General features: G+C 71.9%; 13 protein-coding genes. 2 read left to right on the plus strand and 11 right to left on the minus strand.

The window, feature by feature from the left end; genetic code table 11:
- Positions 1-194 precede the first annotated feature (194 nt).
- Complete coding sequence (locus ACFU5O_RS25160) at positions 195-530, minus strand: hypothetical protein (RefSeq protein WP_384244041.1); 336 nt, start codon at positions 528-530, stop codon at positions 195-197.
- 188 nt (positions 531-718) lie between these two features.
- Here ACFU5O_RS25160 and ACFU5O_RS25165 point away from each other — a divergent pair, with 188 nt between their 5' ends.
- Complete coding sequence (locus ACFU5O_RS25165) at positions 719-2,377, plus strand: FAD-dependent oxidoreductase (protein WP_384244042.1); 1,659 nt, start codon at positions 719-721, stop codon at positions 2,375-2,377.
- Positions 2,374-3,810, plus strand: coding sequence for an ATP-binding protein (locus ACFU5O_RS25170; protein WP_384244043.1), 1,437 nt, complete (start codon positions 2,374-2,376; stop codon positions 3,808-3,810). The genes ACFU5O_RS25165 and ACFU5O_RS25170 overlap by 4 nt, the downstream gene beginning before the upstream one ends.
- 162 nt (positions 3,811-3,972) lie before the next feature.
- Here ACFU5O_RS25170 and ACFU5O_RS25175 read toward each other — a convergent pair whose 3' ends face one another.
- The 10 genes from ACFU5O_RS25175 to ACFU5O_RS25220 form a co-directional block, all read right to left on the minus strand.
- On the minus strand, positions 3,973-4,572 hold the full coding sequence (locus ACFU5O_RS25175) for a hypothetical protein (protein ID WP_384244044.1): 600 nt from the start codon (positions 4,570-4,572) through the stop codon (positions 3,973-3,975).
- A 56-nt stretch (positions 4,573-4,628) separates the two neighbouring features.
- The gene (locus ACFU5O_RS25180) at positions 4,629-5,051 is read right to left on the minus strand and encodes an STAS domain-containing protein (RefSeq protein WP_384244045.1); all 423 of its coding nucleotides are present in this window, start codon (positions 5,049-5,051) and stop codon (positions 4,629-4,631) included.
- 664 nt (positions 5,052-5,715) lie between these two features.
- Complete coding sequence (locus ACFU5O_RS25185) at positions 5,716-8,592, minus strand: condensation domain-containing protein (RefSeq protein ID WP_384244047.1); 2,877 nt, start codon at positions 8,590-8,592, stop codon at positions 5,716-5,718.
- Complete coding sequence (locus tag ACFU5O_RS25190) at positions 8,582-10,393, minus strand: amino acid adenylation domain-containing protein (protein ID WP_384244048.1); 1,812 nt, start codon at positions 10,391-10,393, stop codon at positions 8,582-8,584. The genes ACFU5O_RS25185 and ACFU5O_RS25190 overlap by 11 nt, the downstream gene beginning before the upstream one ends.
- A 49-nt stretch (positions 10,394-10,442) precedes the next feature.
- Positions 10,443-12,419 carry a non-ribosomal peptide synthetase gene (locus ACFU5O_RS25195; protein WP_384244049.1) on the minus strand — a complete coding sequence of 659 codons (1,977 nt, stop codon included), beginning with the start codon at positions 12,417-12,419 and terminating at the stop codon, positions 10,443-10,445.
- Positions 12,419-15,625 (minus strand): amino acid adenylation domain-containing protein, encoded by a 3,207-nt coding sequence (locus ACFU5O_RS25200; protein WP_384244050.1) that lies wholly within the window; start codon positions 15,623-15,625, stop codon positions 12,419-12,421. The genes ACFU5O_RS25195 and ACFU5O_RS25200 overlap by 1 nt, the downstream gene beginning before the upstream one ends.
- Before the next feature lie 231 nt (positions 15,626-15,856).
- Positions 15,857-17,218, minus strand: a complete 1,362-nt coding sequence (locus ACFU5O_RS25205; protein WP_384244051.1) for a condensation domain-containing protein — start codon at positions 17,216-17,218, stop codon at positions 15,857-15,859.
- 124 nt (positions 17,219-17,342) lie between these two features.
- A complete protein-coding gene (locus ACFU5O_RS25210) occupies positions 17,343-18,668 on the minus strand; it encodes an MFS transporter (protein WP_384244052.1) in 1,326 nt (441 codons plus the stop codon).
- 33 nt (positions 18,669-18,701) lie between these two features.
- Positions 18,702-18,869, minus strand: coding sequence for a hypothetical protein (locus tag ACFU5O_RS25215; protein WP_384244053.1), 168 nt, complete (start codon positions 18,867-18,869; stop codon positions 18,702-18,704).
- 391 nt (positions 18,870-19,260) lie between these two features.
- Positions 19,261-20,730, minus strand: a complete 1,470-nt coding sequence (locus ACFU5O_RS25220; protein ID WP_384244054.1) for an FAD-dependent monooxygenase — start codon at positions 20,728-20,730, stop codon at positions 19,261-19,263.
- Positions 20,731-20,733 lie beyond the last annotated feature (3 nt).

A 20,733-nucleotide genomic window follows, 5' to 3' on the forward strand; every position in this document is an offset into this window, starting at 1 on the left:
CGGGAGCAGCCGCTGTGGCGGGGACACATATGTCCATCCTCGATCAGGCGCTCCCGGCTCATCGTGGTACCCCTGCCGCCCCTCTCCTGACCAGCCGCAACGGTCGCAGTTGCCACGGACGACGGCGATCCGGCCCGGATCGTCGTGGCCCCGGGCCGTCCCCGCTCACGGCACAGGAAAGGGGCGGCGGTGCGTCACACCGACAGCCACACGGCCCTGTCGCTGGGCAGCGGGTCGCCGTCGCAGGGGCCGCCGGCCGGCAGCACTTCGCCGTGGGCGGGCAGCTCCAGCGGGTTGTCCGAGCGGTTCACCTCGTATCCGAAGCCGGGGAAGCGGCTGACGGAAAGCACATCGCTGTCGTCGGCGCCGTCCCACGTCGGGGTGCCGTCGCCGAGCGCCGCACGCTGCGGTGCAATCTCAGCGCCGCCCGGTGCAGCATGGAGGCCGGATTGCCTTCCTGGGCCTCGGCGGTCAGTGCCTTCCAGGCCATGGGCGGTGCTGTGGCCGAAGGGCAGGCGGAACCACGGCACGGACGCGAGGCCTTCCGCAGGGCCGGCGCAGCCGCGAGCCCGCTGGTGGGCCCGGGTACTCCCGCGCCGCTGATCTTCCGTCGCGCGCCGGGGCACGGGACGCCACTGCGCAGGAGTCCCGACGCGTCCCACAGCCCTCTCCCGGTGCCTCGTCGCGTGCGTGCCCGGGCGGGAGCATGATGGAAGTCATGGCGAAGCCCACAATCCTGACCGTCGATGACGATCCGGGCGTGTCCCGAGCCATCGCCCGCGACCTTCGGCGCCGGTACGGCGACCGGTACCGGGTGCTTCGCGCGCCTTCCGGTGCCGAGGCCCTGGAAGCTCTCCGGGAGGTCAAGCTGCGGGGCGAGCCGCTTGCCGTGATGATCGCCGACTACCGCATGCCGACGATGAACGGAGTGCAGTTCCTCGAGGCGGCCATGGACCTCTTCCCTCTGGCCAGGCGGGTGCTCCTGACCGCCTACGCGGACACGGGCGCGGCCATCGACGCCATCAACCTCGTCGACCTCGACCACTACCTGCTCAAGCCGTGGAGTCCGCCGGAGGAGAACCTCTACCCGGTCCTGGACGGGCTGCTGGAGGTGTGGGCGGCAGAGCCCCATGAGGAAGTCGGCGAGACGCGCATCGTGGGCCACCGCTGGTCGGCACCGTCCTTCGCCGTAAGGGAGTTCCTCGCCCGCAACCTCGTGCCCTACCGCTGGCTCTCGGCGGACGAGCCCGAGGGCATGCGGTTGCTCGAAGCGGCCGGGCTCACCGCGGGTGATGTGCCGCTGGTGATCACTGCCGACGGCGAGATACTGCAGGCGCCGAGCGAACCCGAACTCGCCGCGCACGTGGGACTGACCACCACCCCCGCCGCCGACTTCTACGACACAGTCGTGATCGGTGCGGGCCCCGCCGGGCTCGGTGCCGCCGTCTACGCCGCTTCCGAGGGACTCCGTACCGTCCTGGTCGAACGCAGCGCGACGGGTGGGCAGGCCGGCCAGAGCAGCAGGATCGAGAACTACCTCGGGTTCCCCGACGGGGTGTCGGGCGCCCAGCTGGCGGACCGTGCACGCCGCCAGGCCCTGCGCTTCGGCGCAGAGATCCTCACCGCACGCGAGGTGGTGTCCCTGGAGGCCGCGGGAGCGGGGCGCGTGCTGCGGTTCAGCGACGGTACGTCGATCGGCGCCCACACCGTCGTACTGGCCACCGGAGTCTCCTACCGGCGGCTGGAGGGTCCGGGACTGGAGGAGTTCACCGGGGCGGGGGTCTACTACGGCGCCGCTTCCTTCGAGGCGGCCAGTTGCCAGGACCAGGACGTCTACATCGTGGGCGGAGCGAACTCCGCGGGCCAGGCCGCGGTGTTCTTCTCGCGCTACGCGAACGAGGTCCATCTCCTGGTCCGGGGATCCGGCCTGACCCGGTCCATGTCCCACTACCTGGTGCAGCAGATCGAGGCCCTCACCAACATCGAGATCCACCCGTACACCGAAGTCGCGGGCAGCGAGGGCGAAAGGCATCTGCAACGCCTGATCCTGCGTGACAACAAGGCAGATGCCCACAGCACGGTCCAGACCTCGCACCTGTTCGTCTTCATCGGAGCCGAACCGCCCACCCAATGGCTGGACGGCGTCATCTGCCGCGACGCGCGGGGGTTCGTCCTCACCGGCCCCGACCTGCTCTCCGGCGGGAGCCGCCCCGCCGGGTGGCCGCTGTCCCGGGACCCGTACCACCTCGAGACCAGCGTGCCCGGCGTCTTCGCCGCCGGAGACGTACGCGCCGATTCGGTCAAGCGCGTCGCCTCCGCCGTGGGGGAGGGCGCCATGGCCGTCTCCTTGGTGCACCGCTACCTGGAGGCGCAATGAACGCCCGGAACCAGCGCACCACGCTCACCCCCGCCGACCTGCGCACGTTGTTTCTCTTCGAGGCACTCGACGACGAGCAGCTGGAATGGCTCGCCGAGCGCGGCCGGGTCGAGACCCGGCAGGGCAGAGCTCCCGTCTACTCCGAGGGTGAGCCCGCGACCTGCTTCTTCGTACTGCTCGGCGGTACGGTGGCCCTCCTGCGCCGCCTTCACGGCGACGACATCGAAGTCAGCCGCACGGACCAGGTGGGCATCTACGCCGGCGCCACGCAGGCCTACCTCGGAGACCGCGTGGACCAGGTCTACCCCAACACGCTGCAAGCCATCACCGACGTCGAACTGTTCGTCCTGCCCGCGGACGAGTTCGCCCACGCCATCCGTACATGGTTCCCCATGGCTCTCCACCTGCTCCAAGGGCTCTTCTTCGGCACCCGCGCCAGCAACACCATCCTGGGCGAACGCGAGCGGCTGGTGGCGCTCGGTTCCCTGACCGCAGGCCTCACCCACGAACTCAACAACCCAGCGGCAGCCGCCGTACGCGCCACCGACACCTTGCGCACCAGGGTGACGGGCATGCGGCACAAGCTCGCCCTCCTCGCCGACGGCCGCCTCGACGGCCGCCGGCTCCACGAGCTGGTGGCCATGCAGGACGCGGCCATCACCCGCGCCCACGCCGGCCGTTCGCTCTCGGCCATCGAGGCATCCGACGCAGAGGACGAACTCGCCGACTGGCTCGAGGACCACGGCATCGGCCTGGGCTGGGACATCGCGCCCACGCTCGTCGCCGGGGGCGTGGACGTGGCATGGCTGTCCGACGCCACCGCCGCCTTGGGGGAGGAACACCGGGAAGCGGCGGTGCGCTGGCTCACGTACACCATCGACACCGAGCTGCTGATGGGCGAGATCGAGGACGCCGTCACCCGTATCTCGGGCCTCGTCGACGCGGCACGCCAGTACTCGCAGCTCGACCGCGCCGCGCAGCAGCCGGTCGACGTCCACGAACTCCTCGACGCCACGCTGGTGATGCTGCAGGCCAAGATCCCGTCCGGCGTGAAAGTGGTGAAGCACTACGACCGTAGCCTGCCGCCGATCCCCGCGTACGGCGCGGAGCTCAACCAGGTGTGGACGAACCTCATCGACAACGCGCTCGGAGCGATGGACGGAGGCGGAACACTCACCCTCTCCACCCGGCGCGACGGTGACCACGCCGTTGTGGAGGTGCAGGACACCGGCCACGGCATCCCGCCCGAGATCCGCCCGCGGATCTTCGAGCCGTTCTTCACGACCAAACAGGTCGGCGAGGGAACCGGTTTGGGACTCGACATCTCCTACCGGATCGTGGTCAACAAGCACCACGGCGACATCAGAGCGCATTCGCGGCCCGGTGACACGAGGTTCGAGGTCTGCCTGCCCATCACACCACCGGGGGGCTGAAGTTCGTCGTGGTCGCCTCGCGGTGCGCCCGGGTGGGATGTTCCGCCGAAGTCCGGGGCAGATCCGGCAAACCCGGCCCCGCCCAGGCAGCCGGATCGTGCCCCGGCAGCCGGATCGTGCCCCGGAAACGGCAGGCGTTGGCGGGCAACTCAGCTGGACGGGCTATTCGGGCCGTTGAGTGCGGGCGTTGTGTGCGAGGCCGTCGGGGACGGCCGCGGTTCGCTTTCCCAGGGGCAGGACCATTGCCCGCAACACAGCCTGGTCGTGCGGTCTGTGTACTTCTCCGATCTGTTGCCATCCCCAGGACTGGAAGGCGGCGTGGGCCGAACGGTCCGCCGCAGGCACGAGGGTGGCGCCGAGTGACGCGTGGTGATCGGCGAGAAGCCGCTCCTGCAGCCGACGGGCGATGTCCTGGTCCTCCTCGTGCGGGTGGACCACTATCTGGGTGATGGCGAAGACATGTCCAGAGGCGGTGAGTTGCTCGATGCTCTGCGGGAATGCTCCGTCGAAGCCGTGCCACCAGGAACCGTCGCGGCCTACGGGGAATCCGAAGGCACACCCGGCCAGTGTCGTGATCTCCGCGATCAGCATGGCGAATCCGGGCCTGCGGACGTCGTCGGTGAGTCGGCGCAGGAAGTCCTGACGATTGCGGTACTCCTCACCGGCTGTCGTGTCGGAGGACTCGACACAAAGGTCGGCAAGGTCCTCCTTGAGGCCCTCGGCCTGCCAGCGGTTGAGCCGGCGCAGGCGTACGGCGTCCATGCCGGACGGCCTGTGGCCAGTGGCTTTCTGCGGCAGTCCCGGCCGGGGCCGCCCACTCACAGCACACTCATCGAAATCGCGGGCCTGGCGGGAACCATCCGGTGCGGGGAATCGGGGCCGGACACATGCTGCTGGACCGGCGAGTTCCCGAAGCCGCTGTCCGGACGGCCGAGGAGCAGGGTGGCGGTGCCGGTGAGGGCGAGGACCCGGGCCAGCACCGGGGGCGGGTGGTGCAACCGCAGAGATCCGCCGGCCGCGGAGGTTGCCTGCGACGCGTCGAGAAAGGCGTTGAGGCCGGTCACGTCGCAGAAGGTGAGGGCGGTGAGGTCGACGTCGATGGCGCGGATGCCGTCGCGCAGGCATTGCAGAAGCGACGCGCGCACCAGGTGTTGTGTCGACAGGTCGATCTCACCGGCCAGCGTGATCAAGGCACGGTCGTTCTTGTCGTGTCGGTAGAGGGTCAGCTGTGGAAGGGGCATGGCGCCTCGGTTCAGGAGACCGGCCGAACAGCGCCTTTCGGGGCCGCTCTTCCGGCTCTTCCTGGCGCTTCGGATACGGTCGTGACTCTCTTGCAGACAGGCGAACGGCCGCTCCGCCGCCCTGATTTCCAGGATGGATGGCGCAGCTGGTCGCTCGGGGGATGCGCCGGGCGGCGTGCGGACAGAGTCCGCTGCCCGCAGGCATCTGTGCGAAAAGCAATGCGCGTCGAGGTCTGGAGCATCGACGTCTCTTCGCAGCATAGTCCGTGATCCGGGCGAAGGGACGGCCGGAAGCTGCCGTTTGTCGGCCGGTATCCCACCGGTATGGCGGGATAGGTTCAGTACCTGTGAGAATTGTCCGGATTCCGGCTCGCAGTTCCAGGGGGCGATGGCCGGGGGTGCGTAACCAGCGGGCGCGGAGGGATAGAAGACCTCGGTCGGCTCGCTGCGGGGCGGCGATGTGGGCCGGGACCCCACCGTGCCCCCAGGCCGGGTGGAGCCCGCAGTCGTCTTCCCGGGGCCGTCGTCTTCTTCGCCGCGGTGGTCCTGGCCGCGGCCGGCTTCTTTGCGGCGGGCTTGCGCGGCGACGTCTTCTTGGGGACAGGACGCGATCAGCCCCCGGCCCGCGCCGAGGGCTGATCGCGTGGCCCGCTGTCCCGGTCGCTCAGACCTCGGAGGCGCCGACCATCGCAGCGAGTACGGACTGCCAGTCCTCCCCGGGCTGTTCGCGCAGTGCGGTGGCCAGCCGGTCCGCGCGGTAGTGCCAGGAGTGGTCGAGATCCGGATGCACCCGCTCGGTGAGCCGGATCTCACTGTCGCCGGCGAGGAGCGTACGCAGCTCGGCGGCGAGGTCCTGCCACGCGACGTGACCGCTCAGGGCGTTGGCCACACCGTGGACGGGCGTGTCCAGGCAGGCGGTCACGGCACGGGCCAGGGCAGCCGCGTGGACCCATGGGGCGCCGTACCAGTCGCGCCCGGCCGTGCCGGGCCGTGGGAGGGTGATCGGCTCTCCGGCAAGGGCAGCCTGATAGAGCAGCCCCGTCGCGCCCCAGCGCAACTGATCGCGCAGCCGGTCGTGCGGACCCCACACGATGGGCGAGCGTACGACGCTGGCCCCGCCCCGGCCCCCGGTGCCGGCAGCCCGCATCAGCATCTGTTCGCAGTCGAGCTTCGCCTGTCCGTAGGCGCTCAACGGCTGTCGGGAGGCCGACTCCTCGGCCACCCGATGCTCCGTGGGGCGTCCGTAGGCGTCCACGCTGCTGACGAAGACGAACGGGCCGCCGCGCCAAGCGCCGACCATCTCTTCCATCGCCGCCACGTCCACCTCGGGACGGGTGAAGGTGCAGGCGGCGTGGATCACCGCGTCCGCACTCTCCACGGCGGCGCGCAGGCCGTCCAGGTCGGTCAGATCACCCTCGACGACGTCCACACCGTCCCCGGCCACCAGGTGTGCCGACTCCGGACGGGCCAGGGCGAGCACCGGCCTGCCCTGGGCGGCGAGTTCGCGCAGGAGGAACGCCCCCACGCCGCCCGTGCCGCCGGTCACCAGCACGGTGCCCTCGCGTGCCCGCCGGCCACGTGACACCGGCGGAGGCGTCGAGGCCGCCGCGGCCGCCCGTTCCGTCTCACGCGCGTCGAGCAGCGCGGCGAGCGCGCGCGGTGTCCGGTTCTGCATCACATCGAGACCGGTCACCGGCAGCCTGAGCCCGGTGCGCAAACGCTCCGCAAGCTGCACGGCGATCAGGGAGTGGCCACCGAGGACGAAGAAGTCGTCGTCCGGCGCCGGAGTGCGGCCCAGCAAAGCGGTGAACGCCGCCGTCACCGCGTGCGCACGGTCCCCGTGCAGGGCGGAGGCTGATGCCGCGCCGGGCAGCCGGACGGCGTCCACTGTGCCGTCGGCGTTCCGCGGTATCGCGTCCAGCAGTGCCACCGCGGCCGGGACGAGTTCCCGGGCGAGGACGGACCGGAGGTGGGTCCGCAACTGGGCGGGCGAGGGGCCCCCGGTCTCCCGCAGAACGGCATAGGCGATGAGCGGTCCGGTCGTCGGCTGCGGGACTGCCGCATCGCTCACCTGCGGATGCATCCGCAGCCGGGTCTCGGCCGGATGGCACTCGTCGTCGGCCGGGACCGCCCACGGCCGGCCGGGCAGCCGTGACAGTGTCAGTTCCGGGTCGACGGCGACCGCGGCCAGCAGGTCGGCGAAGGCGTCCGCCAGCTGGTCCCCCGCCTCCGTCGCCAGCACTGCCTGGCCGTACTGGACCAGGCAGGCGGGCTCTTCGGTGTCCATGAGGCCGAACGACAGGTCGAACTTGGCTTCGCCGAGGCCGACTTCGACGGGCGCGGCGACCGTGCCGGGCAGCGGGAGCGCCGTGGGCTCCCGCAGGACGTCCGCGGTGACCCGCACCAGCGGCGTGCCGTCGGCGTCCCGCGCGGCGGCGCCGAGCCGCTCCAGGATCAGGTCGAAGGGAACGTCCCGGTGCTCCTGGGCCTCCAGCAGCGCGTCCCGGACCCGGTCCACAAGGCTCCCGAACCCCGGGTCGCCGGACAGGTCCACACGTACCGGAAGGGTATTGACGCACAGTCCGACGAGACCGCGCATGGCCGCCCCCTCGCGGTGGGTGCCGGCGCAGCCGATGACCAGGTCGTCCTCGCCGGTGAACCGATGCAGCGCGGCGAAGGCGGCGGCGAGGGACACCGTGAAGAGGGTGGCCCGGTGCTGCCTGCCCAGCTCGCGCAGTGCGGGCAGCACCGAGGCGTCCAGCTTCGTGGTGCGGGCGACGGCCGGGCGCGCGCCCAGGTCGGCGGAGGGGTGCGCGGGCCGGGGCAGCCGCAGCGGTACGGCTCCGGCGAGCCGGCGCGTCCAGTGACCCAGTCCCGCATCGAGGCGGCCGGCCGCCGCGTGCTCGCGGCGCGCGTAGTCCGTGTACTGCGGCGGCTCGGGCTGTTCGTGAGGGCGACCGTCCACGGCGGCTGCGTACAACTGCGTCAGTTCGTCGGCGACGGTCTCCAGCGACCCGCCGTCGATGGTGATGTGGTGGAAGGTCAGCAGCACGGTGTGGTCCTGGGGGCCGTGCCGCAGCACCAGGGCGCGCGGCAGGGGACCCGCAGCCAGGTCGAACGGACGGCGCGCCTCCTCGGCGAGCACCTGCGCGCCGTCGCCGTCGACCTCCACCACCGGCACGGCGATCGTGCCGGGCGGGGGGAGCGTCTCCTGGTACGGCTCGTCGCCGCGCTGACCGTAACGGGTGCGCAGGATGGCGTGGCGTCGTACGAGTGTGGTGAGTGCGACGGTGAAGGCGTCCATGTCGACCGGCCCGTGCAGCCGGGTGGCGAAGGGCACGCTGTAGAGGGACCCTCCCTGGCCGAGGCGGTCCATCAGCCACATCCGGCGCTGGGCGTGGGAGAGCGGGGCGGGCCCCTGCGCGTGCACGGCTGTCGGGACCGGGGCGGCCGGACGGGTGCCGGCGCGGGCCCGGGCGCGGGCCCTGCGCAGCAGTTCCTCCTGCAGCGTGACGGAGCCGGAGGTGCTGTCAGTGGCCATCGGTGTCCTCCGGTGCGTCGGGGTGGAGATCGTCGTGGTCGGCCAGCAGGGCGCGCTCGACGAGCGCGGCCTGTCCGGCCACCGTCGGGGCGGCGAAGAAGTCGGGCAGCGACAGTTCCACTCCGAGCTCCTCGCGCAGGTCGTCCGTGACGACCAGGGCGAGCAGGGAGTGGCCGCCGCAGGCGAGGAAGTCGGCGTCCGGCCTGTTCACTTCGCAGCCCAGGCTGCGGCTCCACACCTCGGCGACGGCCTGCTGGATCGGGGTCAGCGCCTGGGTGGCGTCTTCGACGTCGGCGGTGCCGTGAAGAGCGGTGAGCGCACGCCGGTCCACCTTGCCGGAGACCGTCAGGGGCAGCCGCTCCACGAGGGTCAGCTCGTCGGGGACCAGATGGGCGGGCAGCTGTTCGGCGAGCCGCGCCCTCAGCGTCTCGGCACGGGGTACCGGGCCGGGCGCGGCTACGACGAAGGCGGCCAGGCGGGCGTCGTCCGCTGCCGGCCGGCGCACGGTCACGGCGGCGTCGTCCACCTCGGCCTGCTCGCGCAGGATGTGCTCGACCTCGCCCGGCTCGACGCGGAACCCGCGGACCTTGATCTGGTCGTCGACGCGGCCGTGGAAGTCCAGAACTCCGTCCGGGCGCACCGAGACCAGGTCGCCGGAGCGGTACAGGCGGCCCAGCGACGCATGGTCCACGAAGCGTTCGGCGGTCAGCTCCGGCCGTCCCGCGTATCCGCCTGCCAGACGGCTGCCGCCGATCCACAGTTCACCCTGTTCGCCCTGCGTGACCGGCTGCCCGGTCCCGTCCAGGACGTGTGTGACGGCACCGGCGATCGGGCGGCCGATCGGCACCGGGCCGTCGCAGTCCGCATCGGTGACCCTGTGCGCCGTCGCGAAGGTCGTGGTCTCCGTCGGCCCGTAGCCGTTGACCAACTCCAGCCAGGGGAACGCGCGCAGCACCGCCCGGGCGTGCTGGGCGGCCATCGCCTCGCCTCCCACCACCACCGTGCGGAGCACCGAGAACACCCGGGAGCGGCGGGCGGCCAGCTGGTGGAACAGCGCCGTGGTGAAGAACGCCACGGTCACGCCGTGCCGCTCCACCTGCTGGGCCAGATCCTCGAAGGAGGGCCGCTCGACGGTGCACACCACCACGGTGGCTCCGTTGGCGAGGGCCGACCACACCTCGAAGGTCGAGGCGTCGAAGGTGGTCGGCGAGTGGAAGAGCACCCGGTCGCGGGCGGTGACGGTGGCGTACTGCGGAGCGGTGACCAGTTGGGCGATGCCGCCGTGGGTGACCGTCACACCCTTGGGGAGGCCGGTGGACCCTGAGGTGAACAGGACGAGCGCCGTCGCGTTCTGGCCGGGCTCGACCGCGGGCGGCTCCGCGCCGGTCAGCAGCGGATCGTCGGGCAGCGCCAGGGTGGCGCCCGTGGGGGCCGCGGATTCGAGCAGCTTGCTGTCGCCGACGGTCAGTGTCGCCCCGGCGGTGGCGAGCATCGCTTCGGTACGCGGACGCGGGTGCGCCGGGTCGAGCGGCACGCACGCCGCGCCCGCCCACCACAGCGCGAGCTGCGCGACGAGGGTACGGGCCGAGCGTGGCACCAGCAGCGCCACCCGGTCGCCGGGGCGGACGCCATGGTCGTGCAGGTGTGCGGCCAGAGCGCGGGCGGAGGTGACCAGCTGCGCGTACGTCAGCGTGGTGTCGCCGTCCATCACGGCCAGGGCCTGCGGGGTCTGCTCGGCGTGCCGTGCCACCAGGGCGGGCAGGCCGGATGCGTACGCGGACGGTGTGCGGTCAACCGGCACGGGGCTTTCCTTCCAGTGGTCGGGGGTGTTCGCCAAGGCGGTCGCCATCTCAGGCCACCGCCGGTCCGACGGCGGCGCGGCGCTTGTCGAGCACGGCCGCGACCGCCCGGAGGTCTGGCTGGCGGAGCAACTCCGGTGCGCGCAGCCGCACTCCGGTCTCCTGCTCGATCACGGTCAGCAGGCGTGAGGCGACGAGCGAGGTTCCGCCGGCCTCGGTGAAGTTGTCGCTCAGTTCGGTGCGGGGGCTGTCGAGCAGGTCGCGCACCGCCCGCAGGACCAGTCGCTCGCTCTCCGTCGCGCCGTCGTGCGAATCGCCGGTGTCGGCAGTGGCGCTGTCTCCGGCGATCGGCTGCGTGGGGGCCGCAGCTTGCTTCAGCAGTCGGGCGCGGTCGACCTTGCCGTTGGCGTCGAGCGGGAAGGAGTCCAGGATCCGCACGGCCGAGGGTACGGCCTGCTCGGGCAGCCAGGCCCGTACGGCGGACAGCAGCTCGTCGGCACTCGTTCCGTCGGTTGCGAGGACGTACGCCACCAGGCGGGCGCTGCCGTCGGCGGAACGGGGCGCGGTGACCACCGCGCCGCGCACCGACGGGTTCTGTTCGAGCGCGGCCTCCACCTCGGCCGGTTCGATCCGTACTCCGCTGATCTTCACCTGATCGTCGAGACGGCCGAGGAACTCCAGCCTGCCGTCGTCCAGCATCCGCACCCGGTCCCCGGTGCGGTACACGCGGTCTGTACGCCCCGCGTCGATTCCCGGGGGCGGGGCGGTGAATCGCCGTGCCGTCAGCTCCGGGTCCAGATAACCGACTGCCAGACAAGTGCCGCCGATGCACAGTTCGCCGGCCTCACCGCGGGCGACGACACGGCCGTCCGCCGCGGTGACGACGACCGTGGCGCCCGGGATCGGAGTTCCGATCGACGGCGCTGTCCCGTCGCCCGCGTCGTGGTCCGTGGCGCGCATGGCATGGGTGGTGGTGACGACGGTGGCCTCGGCAGGCCCGTACGCGTTGTGCACCGTGGCGGTCACATCCGCACCGGGCCGTCGCCGCATCCGGTCGCCGCCGACAACGAGGTGACGCAGCTTCAGGTCCTGGGGCCAGGCCCGGTCCAGCACCGGTTCGGCCATCGGAGTGGCCACGACGCACACCGTCACGGCGGCGTCGCGCCACCACGCGGTGAGTTCGGCCGGGTCCCAGCGAACGGCGTCCGGAGCGGGAACCAGAGCCGCGCCGGACGTCAGACCGGCCCACAGCTCCATCACGTGCGGGTCGAACGCGACGCCGATCAGCAGTGACTGCCGGTCTCCGGGCGCCAGGCCGGTCTCGGTGCGGTACCAGTCCAGCAGCGCGGACAGAGCGGGTTCCGCGACGGCGACGGCCTTCGGCCGCCCGGTGGAGCCGGAGGTCAGCACGGCGTAGAAGGCTTCCTGCGGAGCCGGGCGCGCACCGGCAGCGGGAGGGGCGAAGGCCGCGACGGCCTTAGGAGCGGCGTTCGTCCCCTCTCCCGGCAGCGGCAGCGCGATCTGCTCGGCGGCCTGATGGCGGGCGGGCAGCACGGTGGGGTCCCCGATCAGGCAGACCACGGCGACGTCCTCGGTGACCGCGTCGATGCGGCGCTCACCGGGGCGGGGGCCCAGCGGGAGATAGACCGCGCCGATCCGGGCGAGGGCGATCGCGGTCACGGCCAGCGCCGCCGAGCGGTCGAGGCAGACGCCGACCACGTCGCCCGGGCGGACCCGGTCGCCCAGGGCGCGAACGACGTCGTCGGCCGCCTCGTCCAGCTGCCGGTAGCTCCAGGTACGCGTCCCGTCGACCACGGCGGGGGCCTCTGGACTGCGGCGCACCCATTCCTCGTAGCGGGAGAGCACTCCGTCGGCGGTGGCTTCGGGAAGGGGGGTGCCATGCACGACGCTCGGCAGGGCGGCCTGACGGCCGTTCATCAGCTCGGAGGTCTGCCCGGCCATCGGCTCGGCGGAGAGCCCGGTCATCGGCGTGGCCCCCGCCGGCGTGTCATTCGGCATCTCGGTCATCACGACTCCGTCGGCGTGGTCGTAGCGGTGTGGGCAGCAGCGGTCGGCGTGGCGAAAGCGCCAAGGGCACGCGCCTGGTCGGACAGGACCGGGTTCTGGAAGAGCAGCCGCAGCGGCGGCCGTGCGCCGATACGGGGTTCCAGCCAGGCCGCCAGCTGCGCGGCGAGCAGCGAGTGCCCGCCGGTCCGGAAGAAGTGGGAGGCATCGGTGAACCGGTTGTGGCCCAGCACCTCGCGCCAGCCCTCGGCGAGCAGCGCCAGAGAGGGATCGGCGAATGCCGCGGGGTCGGTTGCGGCCGTGGCGCTCTCCTCTGCCGGTGCGGTCGGCTCCAGTGCGGCGGCCAGACGGGCCAGCGCCACTCGGTTCGGCTTGCCGCCGGGCAGTGTCGGCATGGCATCCAGCCGCGCCCATCGGCCGGGTACGAGGGCACCCGGCAGACGCCGGCTCAGTTCGAGGTGCATCGCCTGCTCGTCCCACGGCTGCTGTTCGTCGGAGTTCTCCAGGAAGCCGACCAGGCGCGGTCCGCCGACCGCTTCCCGGTCCAGTACGACGGCGCAGGAACGTCCGCCGAGCACGGCCGATGCCGCGGCCTCCACCTCCTCCAGTTCGATGCGGTAGCCCCGCAGTTTGATCTGGTTGTCGCGGCGCCCCAGGAAGTGCAACAGCCCGTCGCGATCGCGGTAGCCGAGGTCGCCGGTGAGATAGACCCGCTCGCCGTTCAGTGCCTCGATCCGTACGAATCGGGCCGCGGTGGCCTCCGGGTTGCCGACGTACCCCTCGGCCAGGCCGGCGCCCGCGATGGCCAGTTCACCGACCGCACCGGCCGGCAGTGGACGCAGCGCCGCGTCCAGGACGTGGATCCGCTCGCCGGGCAGTTCGGTGCCCAGGGGGATTTCCGCCCCGTCCGCGAGGTTCTCACGGGTGATCTCGTACACGGTCGAGCTGATCGCCGCTTCGGTCACTCCGTAGACGTTGAACACGGCGGCGTCGGTGTCGGCGAGGAAGGCGCGCATCGCGTCCGCCGGGATGCGCTCGCCGCCGAGCACCAGCAGCCTCGGTGCCCAGCGGCGCTCGCGCAGCACCGGCCGCAACTCCTCGCGGGTGGCGAGGAAGTAGCTGGTCGGAAGGTTGGCGACGGTGACCCGGGCGGCGGCCAGCAGCTCGGCGAGTTCTGCTCCGGTGGGCACTTCCCGCTCCGGCACGACGAGGCAGGCGCCGGCGTACAGCGAGGGCAGGACCTCTTCGAGCGACACGTCGAACGAGGGCTGGGCGAACAGCAGCACCCGGTCACCGGCGGCCAGGCCGAACCGGTCGGCCGCGCCCGTCAGATGGTTCTCCAGGGCCGCCCGGCCCACCGCGACGGGCTTGGGTATGCCGGTCGAACCCGAGGTGTGGATGATGTACGCCGCACCGGCCACCACATCGGCCGGTCGCGCGGCGGGGAAGGACGCGGCGTCGATCCGCGCTGTCGGCAGGTGTGCGGGCAGCGTCGCCCCCGCGTCGGCGGAGGTGAGCACCAGCGCCGGGCCGAGCCGCTCGAGCAGCAGCTCCAGACGGGAGACGGGGTCGGACGGTGAGAGCGGGCAGTACACGGCTCCGGTCCGCAGACAGGCCAGCAGTGTCACCACCGAGTCGGCGCCGCGCGGCAGTACGGCGGCGACCGGCTGACCGGCCGTCACACCGGCGTCCCGCATCCGCTGCGCGAGTGAGGTGACCTGCTCGTCGAGGTCGCCGTAGGTGAGGCGGCGGGCCCCGATCAGCAGCGCGGGCAGCGAGGCGTCGTGGGCGGCGGCCGGGTCGAGCACGTCCCGGCCCTGCGCGACGGCGTGCGGTTCTGGTGCGGGATCGCCGGCCGTCGCCGGAAGGGCGAGGTCGGCGAGCACGGTGGCGGGAGCGTCCAGGTAGGCGCGCAGCAGACCCAGGAAGCGCCCGGCGAGCAGCTTCGCCACGTCCTCGCCGAAGAGATCGTCGTCGTAGTCCCAGACCAGCGTCATACCGGGCGCCCCGTGCCGGGGGCCCACTCCACGACGGTCGTCGGGCAGCAGGACGACATCGAGGTCGAATCGGGTGGTGCCGGTGTTGAACCCTTCGAACAGGGTGATGTCCAGGCCTGGCACCTCGATCTCGGGCAGTGCCGCGTCGTGCGCGCTGAACATGACGCTGAACAGGGGGTTGTCCGCGCCGGAGGTGTGCAGGGCCAGTGCGCGGGTCAACTCCTGCACCGGCACTTCCTGATGCGGCAGGGCCCGGATGAGGGTGTCGGTCACCTCGTCCATGGTGTCCTCGGCCGGAGCCTTCGGGTCCAGGTGAAGCCGCAGCGGGATCGTGTTGACGAACATGCCCACGGCGTCCTCGAATCCCCGCGGGCGGTTGCCGACGGCGGTGCCGACGACCATCTGGGAGCGGCCGCTGTGCCGGCGCAGGAGTTCCGCGAAAAGCCCGAGCAGCGTGGAGAACGGGGTCAGGCCGCGCTCGCGGGTGTGGGCGTGCAGCCGCTGGGTCAGATCCGCGCCGATCGACTGCCGCAGCTGTCCGCCGTGGTGCCTGCGCCGGGCGCCGGGCCGGGTCAGGCCCGGCAACGGCATGTCGTAGGAGGCGCCGCGCAGTTCGTCGGCCCAGTAATCGAGGCTCGCCTGCCGGGCCGTGGCTCGTACGTCGTCGGCCCGGGCGTCGGCCTGGGCACGTACGTGGTCCACGTACGAGGTCGCGGGAGGCAGAGCGACCGGCTCACCGAGGACATGGGCGCGGTACACGGTGAAGACATCGCCCAGCAGGATCGCGAAGGAGTGCCCGTCGTGGATCAGGTGGTGCTCGACGTGGATGAGCCGGTGCTGGTCGTCGGCGAGCCGCGCCAGCGTCCAGCGCAGCAGCGGCGCCTCATAGGTGTCGAGCGGGGTCTCGGCCTCGGTGCGCAGCAGCTCGGCGAACGCGGCCTCCGGGTCGGCCTCCCCGGTCAGATCCACGCTGCGCAGGCGGGGTGCACAGGCGTCAGCGGTCCGCTGGGCGGGCATCGCGCCGGGGACGGCCACGAGCTCCAGGCGGAGTCCGGGGTGACGGTCGAGGGCGGCGGTGAGTCCGCGGCGCAGGGCCTCGGTGTCCAGCGTCCCCCACAGGTCGAGTGAGGCGGTGAAATTGTAGGCGCGGCTGCCGGGCTGCACTTGTTCGTGCAGCCAGACGATCTCCTGCGACGAGGAGAGGGGAAGCATGGGCGATCCCTGAGGTTGTCGGGTCGGGTTCTTCGGATGCGGGCAGGGGCACGGTTGTGCTCCCCACCCGGGGTTCGCAGGCCGGTCCGCGGATCGCGCGGTCGGGCCGTGCTGTGCTGTGTGTGCTCGGTGGTTTCGGGGCGGTTCTGTGGCTGTGCGGCTCGAGGGGTGTGCGGTGCGCGGGCCGAGTGCGGCTCGACGGTGGCCGTTTTCCGGGTACGACTGCGGTGTTCAGCCGACGGTGACGTCGGCTCGCTCCGGTGCGGGCAGGGCCGCGCGGAAGGCGTCGAACCCGTCTTGGGCCGTGCGGTCGTCGTGCACATGGCGGTCCCACACCATGCGGATGTGGAGTTCCGGCCCGTGGGTGACGGACACGGCGAACGGGGCTCGCACGTGCCGGCCGTCGATGTGGACCTCGCGGCCCACCACTCCGCCCAGGCTCAGCGGCGGACGGCGACGGGCGTCGTCGACGGTCAGCAGGCCGTCGAGTCGGCCCGACCACAGGGACCCGGCCGACCGGGCGGCGTGCACGACTTCGTCGAAGGGGGTGTCCGCCCGGTCAAGATCGTCCCACCAATCGGTGGCCGTCGCCTCTGCGCCGAGGGGGTCGTCACCGCTCGGGCCGTCGGGGACCTCATCGGTCCCGGCGGGAAAGACGACGGTGTTGAGGAAGCAGCCGACCACCGGCGCCGCGGCGGCCGGGCGGCCGCCCCACGGGTACCCGATCGGTGACACATGACCGGCCCCGTACAGGACACGGGCCATTGCCCGGCAGGCGTCGAGCAGCGCGGGGAACGGTACGCCGGAGGCCGGAGCGGGCAGCCGCAGTTCGGCCGCGCCGGTGGGCAGCCGCAGTTCGGCCGCGCCGGTGGGCAGCGTGCCGGAGCCGGGATCCTGCGGCCCGGGCAGCGCAGCGCGTTCGCGCACGTTGCGCAGCCGCCCGCCCCAGTACTCCAGCGCGGCGGCCGACCCGGCGCACCGCTCGGCCTCGAGCTGCATCTGAACCGCTTCCCGGTAGGCGGCCAGTTCCGCGGCGGCGTCGGCGGGCGCGAGTTCTCCGGGGCCGATCCCGTGGTGGTAGGCGCTGCTCAGCTCCTCGACGATGCGCGCCAGCGACTGGCCGTCGCAGGCGGTGTGGTCCATTACGACCGCGAGCACTTCCTCCTCGGCATCCGGTCCGTCCTCGGCCAGGTAGAGCCGCAGCGGCGAGCCCTGCGTGGTCCAGGCGCTCAGGGCTCGACGCATGGCGCCGGCCGCGTCCTCGCCGGGCGCGCGAACGAGGCGCTCCACCGGTACGTCCGGCTCCGCCAGGCGAAGCGCGGGGGTGCCGCGCAGCACCTCCGGGCGGGCACGCAGCACCGGGTGCCGGGCGGCCAGATGATTCGCGGCCGCCCGCAGCCGTACCGGGTCCACGGTGCCGCGGCGGAAGGCGAAGAACATCGGGACGAGGTCCGGCCGCCCGGCGGGGTCCAGGGAACGCACCAGGACGAAGCGCCGCTGAGCTCCGGTGACAGGCAGCAGGTCGGATTCCCTGTTGTCGGCGGCGATGCGTTGGTAGCGAGCCAGGTACTGGCCTGTGATGCTGAGGTGCACGTTGTCCTCTCTGTCCTGTCTGTCGTGTCTGTCATGGCCGCGCGTCGGACGCCGCGTCATGCCGCTCGGGCGGGACGGCAGCAAGAGACGACCGGCAGGCCGGAGGGGTGACGGGGGCTGGGAGTCAGCCGACGGCGAGGGTCTCGGGGTGGCTGCCGTTGCCGTGCGTGGCCGGGTCTTCCGGGTCTTGCGTGTCGTCCGGAGCGGCCGGCAGATCGCGCATGCGGCGCAGGGGCGAGAGCAGCAACGGCAGCGGTACGACGAGGAAGCCGATCGCGCAGGCCCAGAGTGCGGCGCGCGGACCGAAAGCGCCCGCGACGGCGCCGCCCACGACCGCGCCGAGCGGCAGGGTGCCCCACACAAGGAAGCGCAGTGTGGCGTTCATCCGGCCGAGCAGTCGGGGCGGGCAGAGCGTCTGACGGAAGCTGACCTGGGCGACGTTGTAGACAACGGCGCCGAAGGAGACCACGCCGGAGCCGATGGCGAACAGGGCGGCGGTGGCTCCCCGTCCGGACAGCGGCCACAAGAGTGCGAACGGCCCGGTTGCCAGCGCGGAGAGCCAGATGATGCGGGCCTGCCCGAGACGGCCTGCGAGCGTGGCGGCGCTCAGTGCACCGACGAGTCCGCCCACGGCGGACGCGGAGAGCATCAGACCGATGGCGACCGGCTGCAGGCCGATCACCCGTACCAGGAAGATGGTCTGAGTGGCCATCAGCATCGCGGTGAAGAAGTTGCCGAGGCCGGTCGTTGCGGCGATGACCCGCAGCAAGGGGTGGCCGAGGACGAACCGGAGGCCTTCCCCGATGTCCTTGCGCAGCGACGCGCCCGGAACAGGCTCGGGCCGACTCTCGGGCGGCCGCTTCATGGCCAGCAGGAAGAGCGCGGACACGGTGTAGCCGATCGCGTCGGCCACGATCGCCAGATGGGCCCCGAGAACTTGTACGAGTCCACCGCCGATCCCCGGGCCGGCGACGTGTGCCGATGAGCGGACCGTCTCCAGTGCCCCGTTGCCCGCCATCAGCCGCTCCTTGGGCAGCAGTTCGGGCAGGTAGCTCTGATGGGCCACGTCGAAGAAGACGGTTGCCGCTCCGGTGACCAGAGCGACGACGTACAGCTGCGCCATCGTCAGTACGTCGGCGACCGCGGCCAGCGGGACGCTCGCCATGGCCAGGGCGCGCACCGCATCGGACCGGATCATCAGCGGGAGTTTCCGCATCCGGTCGACCCAGGCGCCCGCAGGCAGCCCTATCAGGAGGAACGCGGCGGTCTCGGCAGCCGTGAGCAGTCCCACCTGGAACGCGGGTGCCTTCAGCACGAGAACCGCCACCAGCGGGAGCGCGACCAGAGTGACCTGGGCGCCGACCTGACCGGCCGCGGCGCCGGCGAGCAGGAGACGGAAGTCGCGCATGCGCAGCAGACCGCTGGATGCGACGGGGGGTGAGGGGGACATGAACCAGACCTTCACCGCCAGGCCGATCAACAGTCAAAACGCAAAGAACACTTTCGGTCGTTTCTCTTGCAGTATCCCCGCCGGATCGGCAAATCTTTCGCTAGAACGAGGCAACTTCCGGATGAATGACACACGTTCCGGCTTCGCGGCAAGAAGATCCGCACAGTGCTCGCCCGGCAGGCCTCGGTCGATCTCGTACATGGCGCCACGAATCGCACCTCTGACCGAAAATAGTCGTCCGCTCACCCTCGGTGTCCGAGGTGCCGACTCCAGCCGCTATAGGCGGTTCGTCCATGCGGATGGGTCGGTCCCCGGAACGGCGTCGGTTCAGCGGGTGGTGCGGTCCGATGTCCGGGCGGAGCTGAACGTGGAGAAGCTCAGCGCTCGGCGAGCCGAAGTCGTCGGCTCGGCTGCGCGGCAGGGTCGAGAAGATGCTCCCGAAGACCACCTCAACGTCCTGGGCTGCTACACCTTTCGCGCCTCCCGGCCGCACGGAGCCTTGCGGACTCAGCGTGAACCGGCCGCAGGTGACGGGAACGATGAGGATCCTCGAGGAGAGCCGATGCTCTGCGCGCAGGTGACCTGCCGCTGGTCACACCGACGTGCGGCTCCTGATCGGCGACGTGGCGGAGTTGCTGTCGTCGCGGGCCCAGGTGATGTGGCCGTCGGGGCGGATCAGAACGGTTCTCACAGTGGTCCACCGCCCTTCCGGCTGTGCCAGGTGGGCGGCGTGGCGGTGAGTCCCGTGCGGAAGGGAGAGGCCTTCGGGCGTCGCGTGCGCGGTGTCGGCGCCGGTGAGATCGAGCAGGAGATGCCTTCCCTCGCTCATCAGGGGGAACAGGCTGGTGCCGTCCGCGAAGGCCAGGTCCGGTACACGGGTTCCCGTCAACGGGTGTGCGGTGGCCGGGTCGGCCGGTGGGTAGCGGACGTCCAGGGCGCCGACGCGTTCGGCAAGTGTGCGGGAGAAGTCGGGCAGTTCGCGGACCATGTCGGCCAGGAAGGTGCGCAGGGCCTGGCCTTCGACGGAGTAGGCGGTCATGAGGGCCGTCTGTGCCCGGGTGGAGTCGAGCAGGCGTGCACCGACGGGGTGGCGCTCTGTGTGGTACGTGTCCAGCAGGTCCGCAGTGGCTGTGCCGCGGACGGTGGCGGCGAGCTTCCACCCGAGGTTGGTGGCGTCCTGGAAGCCGACGTTCAGCCCCACGCCCCCGGTGGGGAAGTGCATGTGTGCGGCGTCGCCGGCGAGGAGGACGCGGCCCTCGCGGTAGGCAGCGGCCTGGCGGGTGGCGTTGCCGAAGCGGGAGAGCCAGCGGGGGTCGCGCATACCGAAATCGGTGCCCAGGACCCGTAACGTCTTCGTCCGCACCTCCTGCAGGGTCAGCTCGCCGGGGTGGTCGGTCCGGTGGTCCTCCGGGGCGATCCCGACGAAGCGGGTCAGGCCGTCCGGCATGGGCGCAGCCATCACGCCGCCCTGCGGGCCGAAGGTGCTGACCGGGCCGGCGGGCGGCCGGTCGAGGACGACGTCACCCAGCCATCCCCAGATCGCCGTGTCGGTGCCGGGGAAGCCGATTCCTGAGGCTTCCCGGACCCGGCTGCGGGTGCCGTCGCATCCCACGACGTAGCGCGCCTCCACCGTGTACGGGCCTGCGGGGCCCTCCACCTCGATGCGGACGGAATCGGCTCCCTGCTCCAGGTCCGTCACTCGGTGCCCGCGGCGGATCTGCGCACCCTGCGCACGGGCGTGCTCCTCCAGCAGTTCCTCGGTGCGTGCCTGAGGCAGGAGCAGGGTGAAGGGGTAGGGCGTCTCCAGGCCGCGGAAGTCCATCCGGGCGTCCAGGGCCCCGAAGTGCCCGGAGGGCAGAGGCATGCCCGCGCTGATGTAGTCGTCCGCGAGTCCGCGCATCCCCAGGATCTCCACGGTCCGGGGATGGATGGTGAGCGCTTTGGAGTGCGGACTGCGCTCCTTCCGGGCCTCCAGGACGGTTACCGATGTTCCCTGCAGCCGCAGTTCCGTTGCCAGCCACAGGCCCGTGGGCCCCGCCCCGACGATGACGATCTCTTCCACGAT

The sequence above is a fragment of the Streptomyces sp. NPDC057445 genome (genome assembly GCF_042802855.1).
GTDB lineage: Bacteria > Actinomycetota > Actinomycetes > Streptomycetales > Streptomycetaceae > Streptomyces.

Bases quoted from the DNA above. Each gene is read 5' to 3' on its own strand.
- ACFU5O_RS25185 (WP_384244047.1), bottom strand. From the start codon at position 8,592: ATGGCCACTGACAGCACCTCCGGCTCCGTCACGCTGCAGGAGGAACTG.
- ACFU5O_RS25165 (WP_384244042.1), top strand. From the start codon at position 719: ATGGCGAAGCCCACAATCCTGACCGTCGATGACGATCCGGGCGTGTCC.
- ACFU5O_RS25215 (WP_384244053.1), bottom strand. From the start codon at position 18,869: ATGTACGAGATCGACCGAGGCCTGCCGGGCGAGCACTGTGCGGATCTT.
- ACFU5O_RS25195 (WP_384244049.1), bottom strand. From the start codon at position 12,419: ATGACCGAGATGCCGAATGACACGCCGGCGGGGGCCACGCCGATGACC.
- ACFU5O_RS25170 (WP_384244043.1), top strand. From the start codon at position 2,374: ATGAACGCCCGGAACCAGCGCACCACGCTCACCCCCGCCGACCTGCGC.
- ACFU5O_RS25200 (WP_384244050.1), bottom strand. From the start codon at position 15,625: ATGCTTCCCCTCTCCTCGTCGCAGGAGATCGTCTGGCTGCACGAACAA.
- ACFU5O_RS25210 (WP_384244052.1), bottom strand. From the start codon at position 18,668: ATGTCCCCCTCACCCCCCGTCGCATCCAGCGGTCTGCTGCGCATGCGC.
- ACFU5O_RS25180 (WP_384244045.1), bottom strand. From the start codon at position 5,051: ATGCCCCTTCCACAGCTGACCCTCTACCGACACGACAAGAACGACCGT.
- ACFU5O_RS25175 (WP_384244044.1), bottom strand. From the start codon at position 4,572: ATGGACGCCGTACGCCTGCGCCGGCTCAACCGCTGGCAGGCCGAGGGC.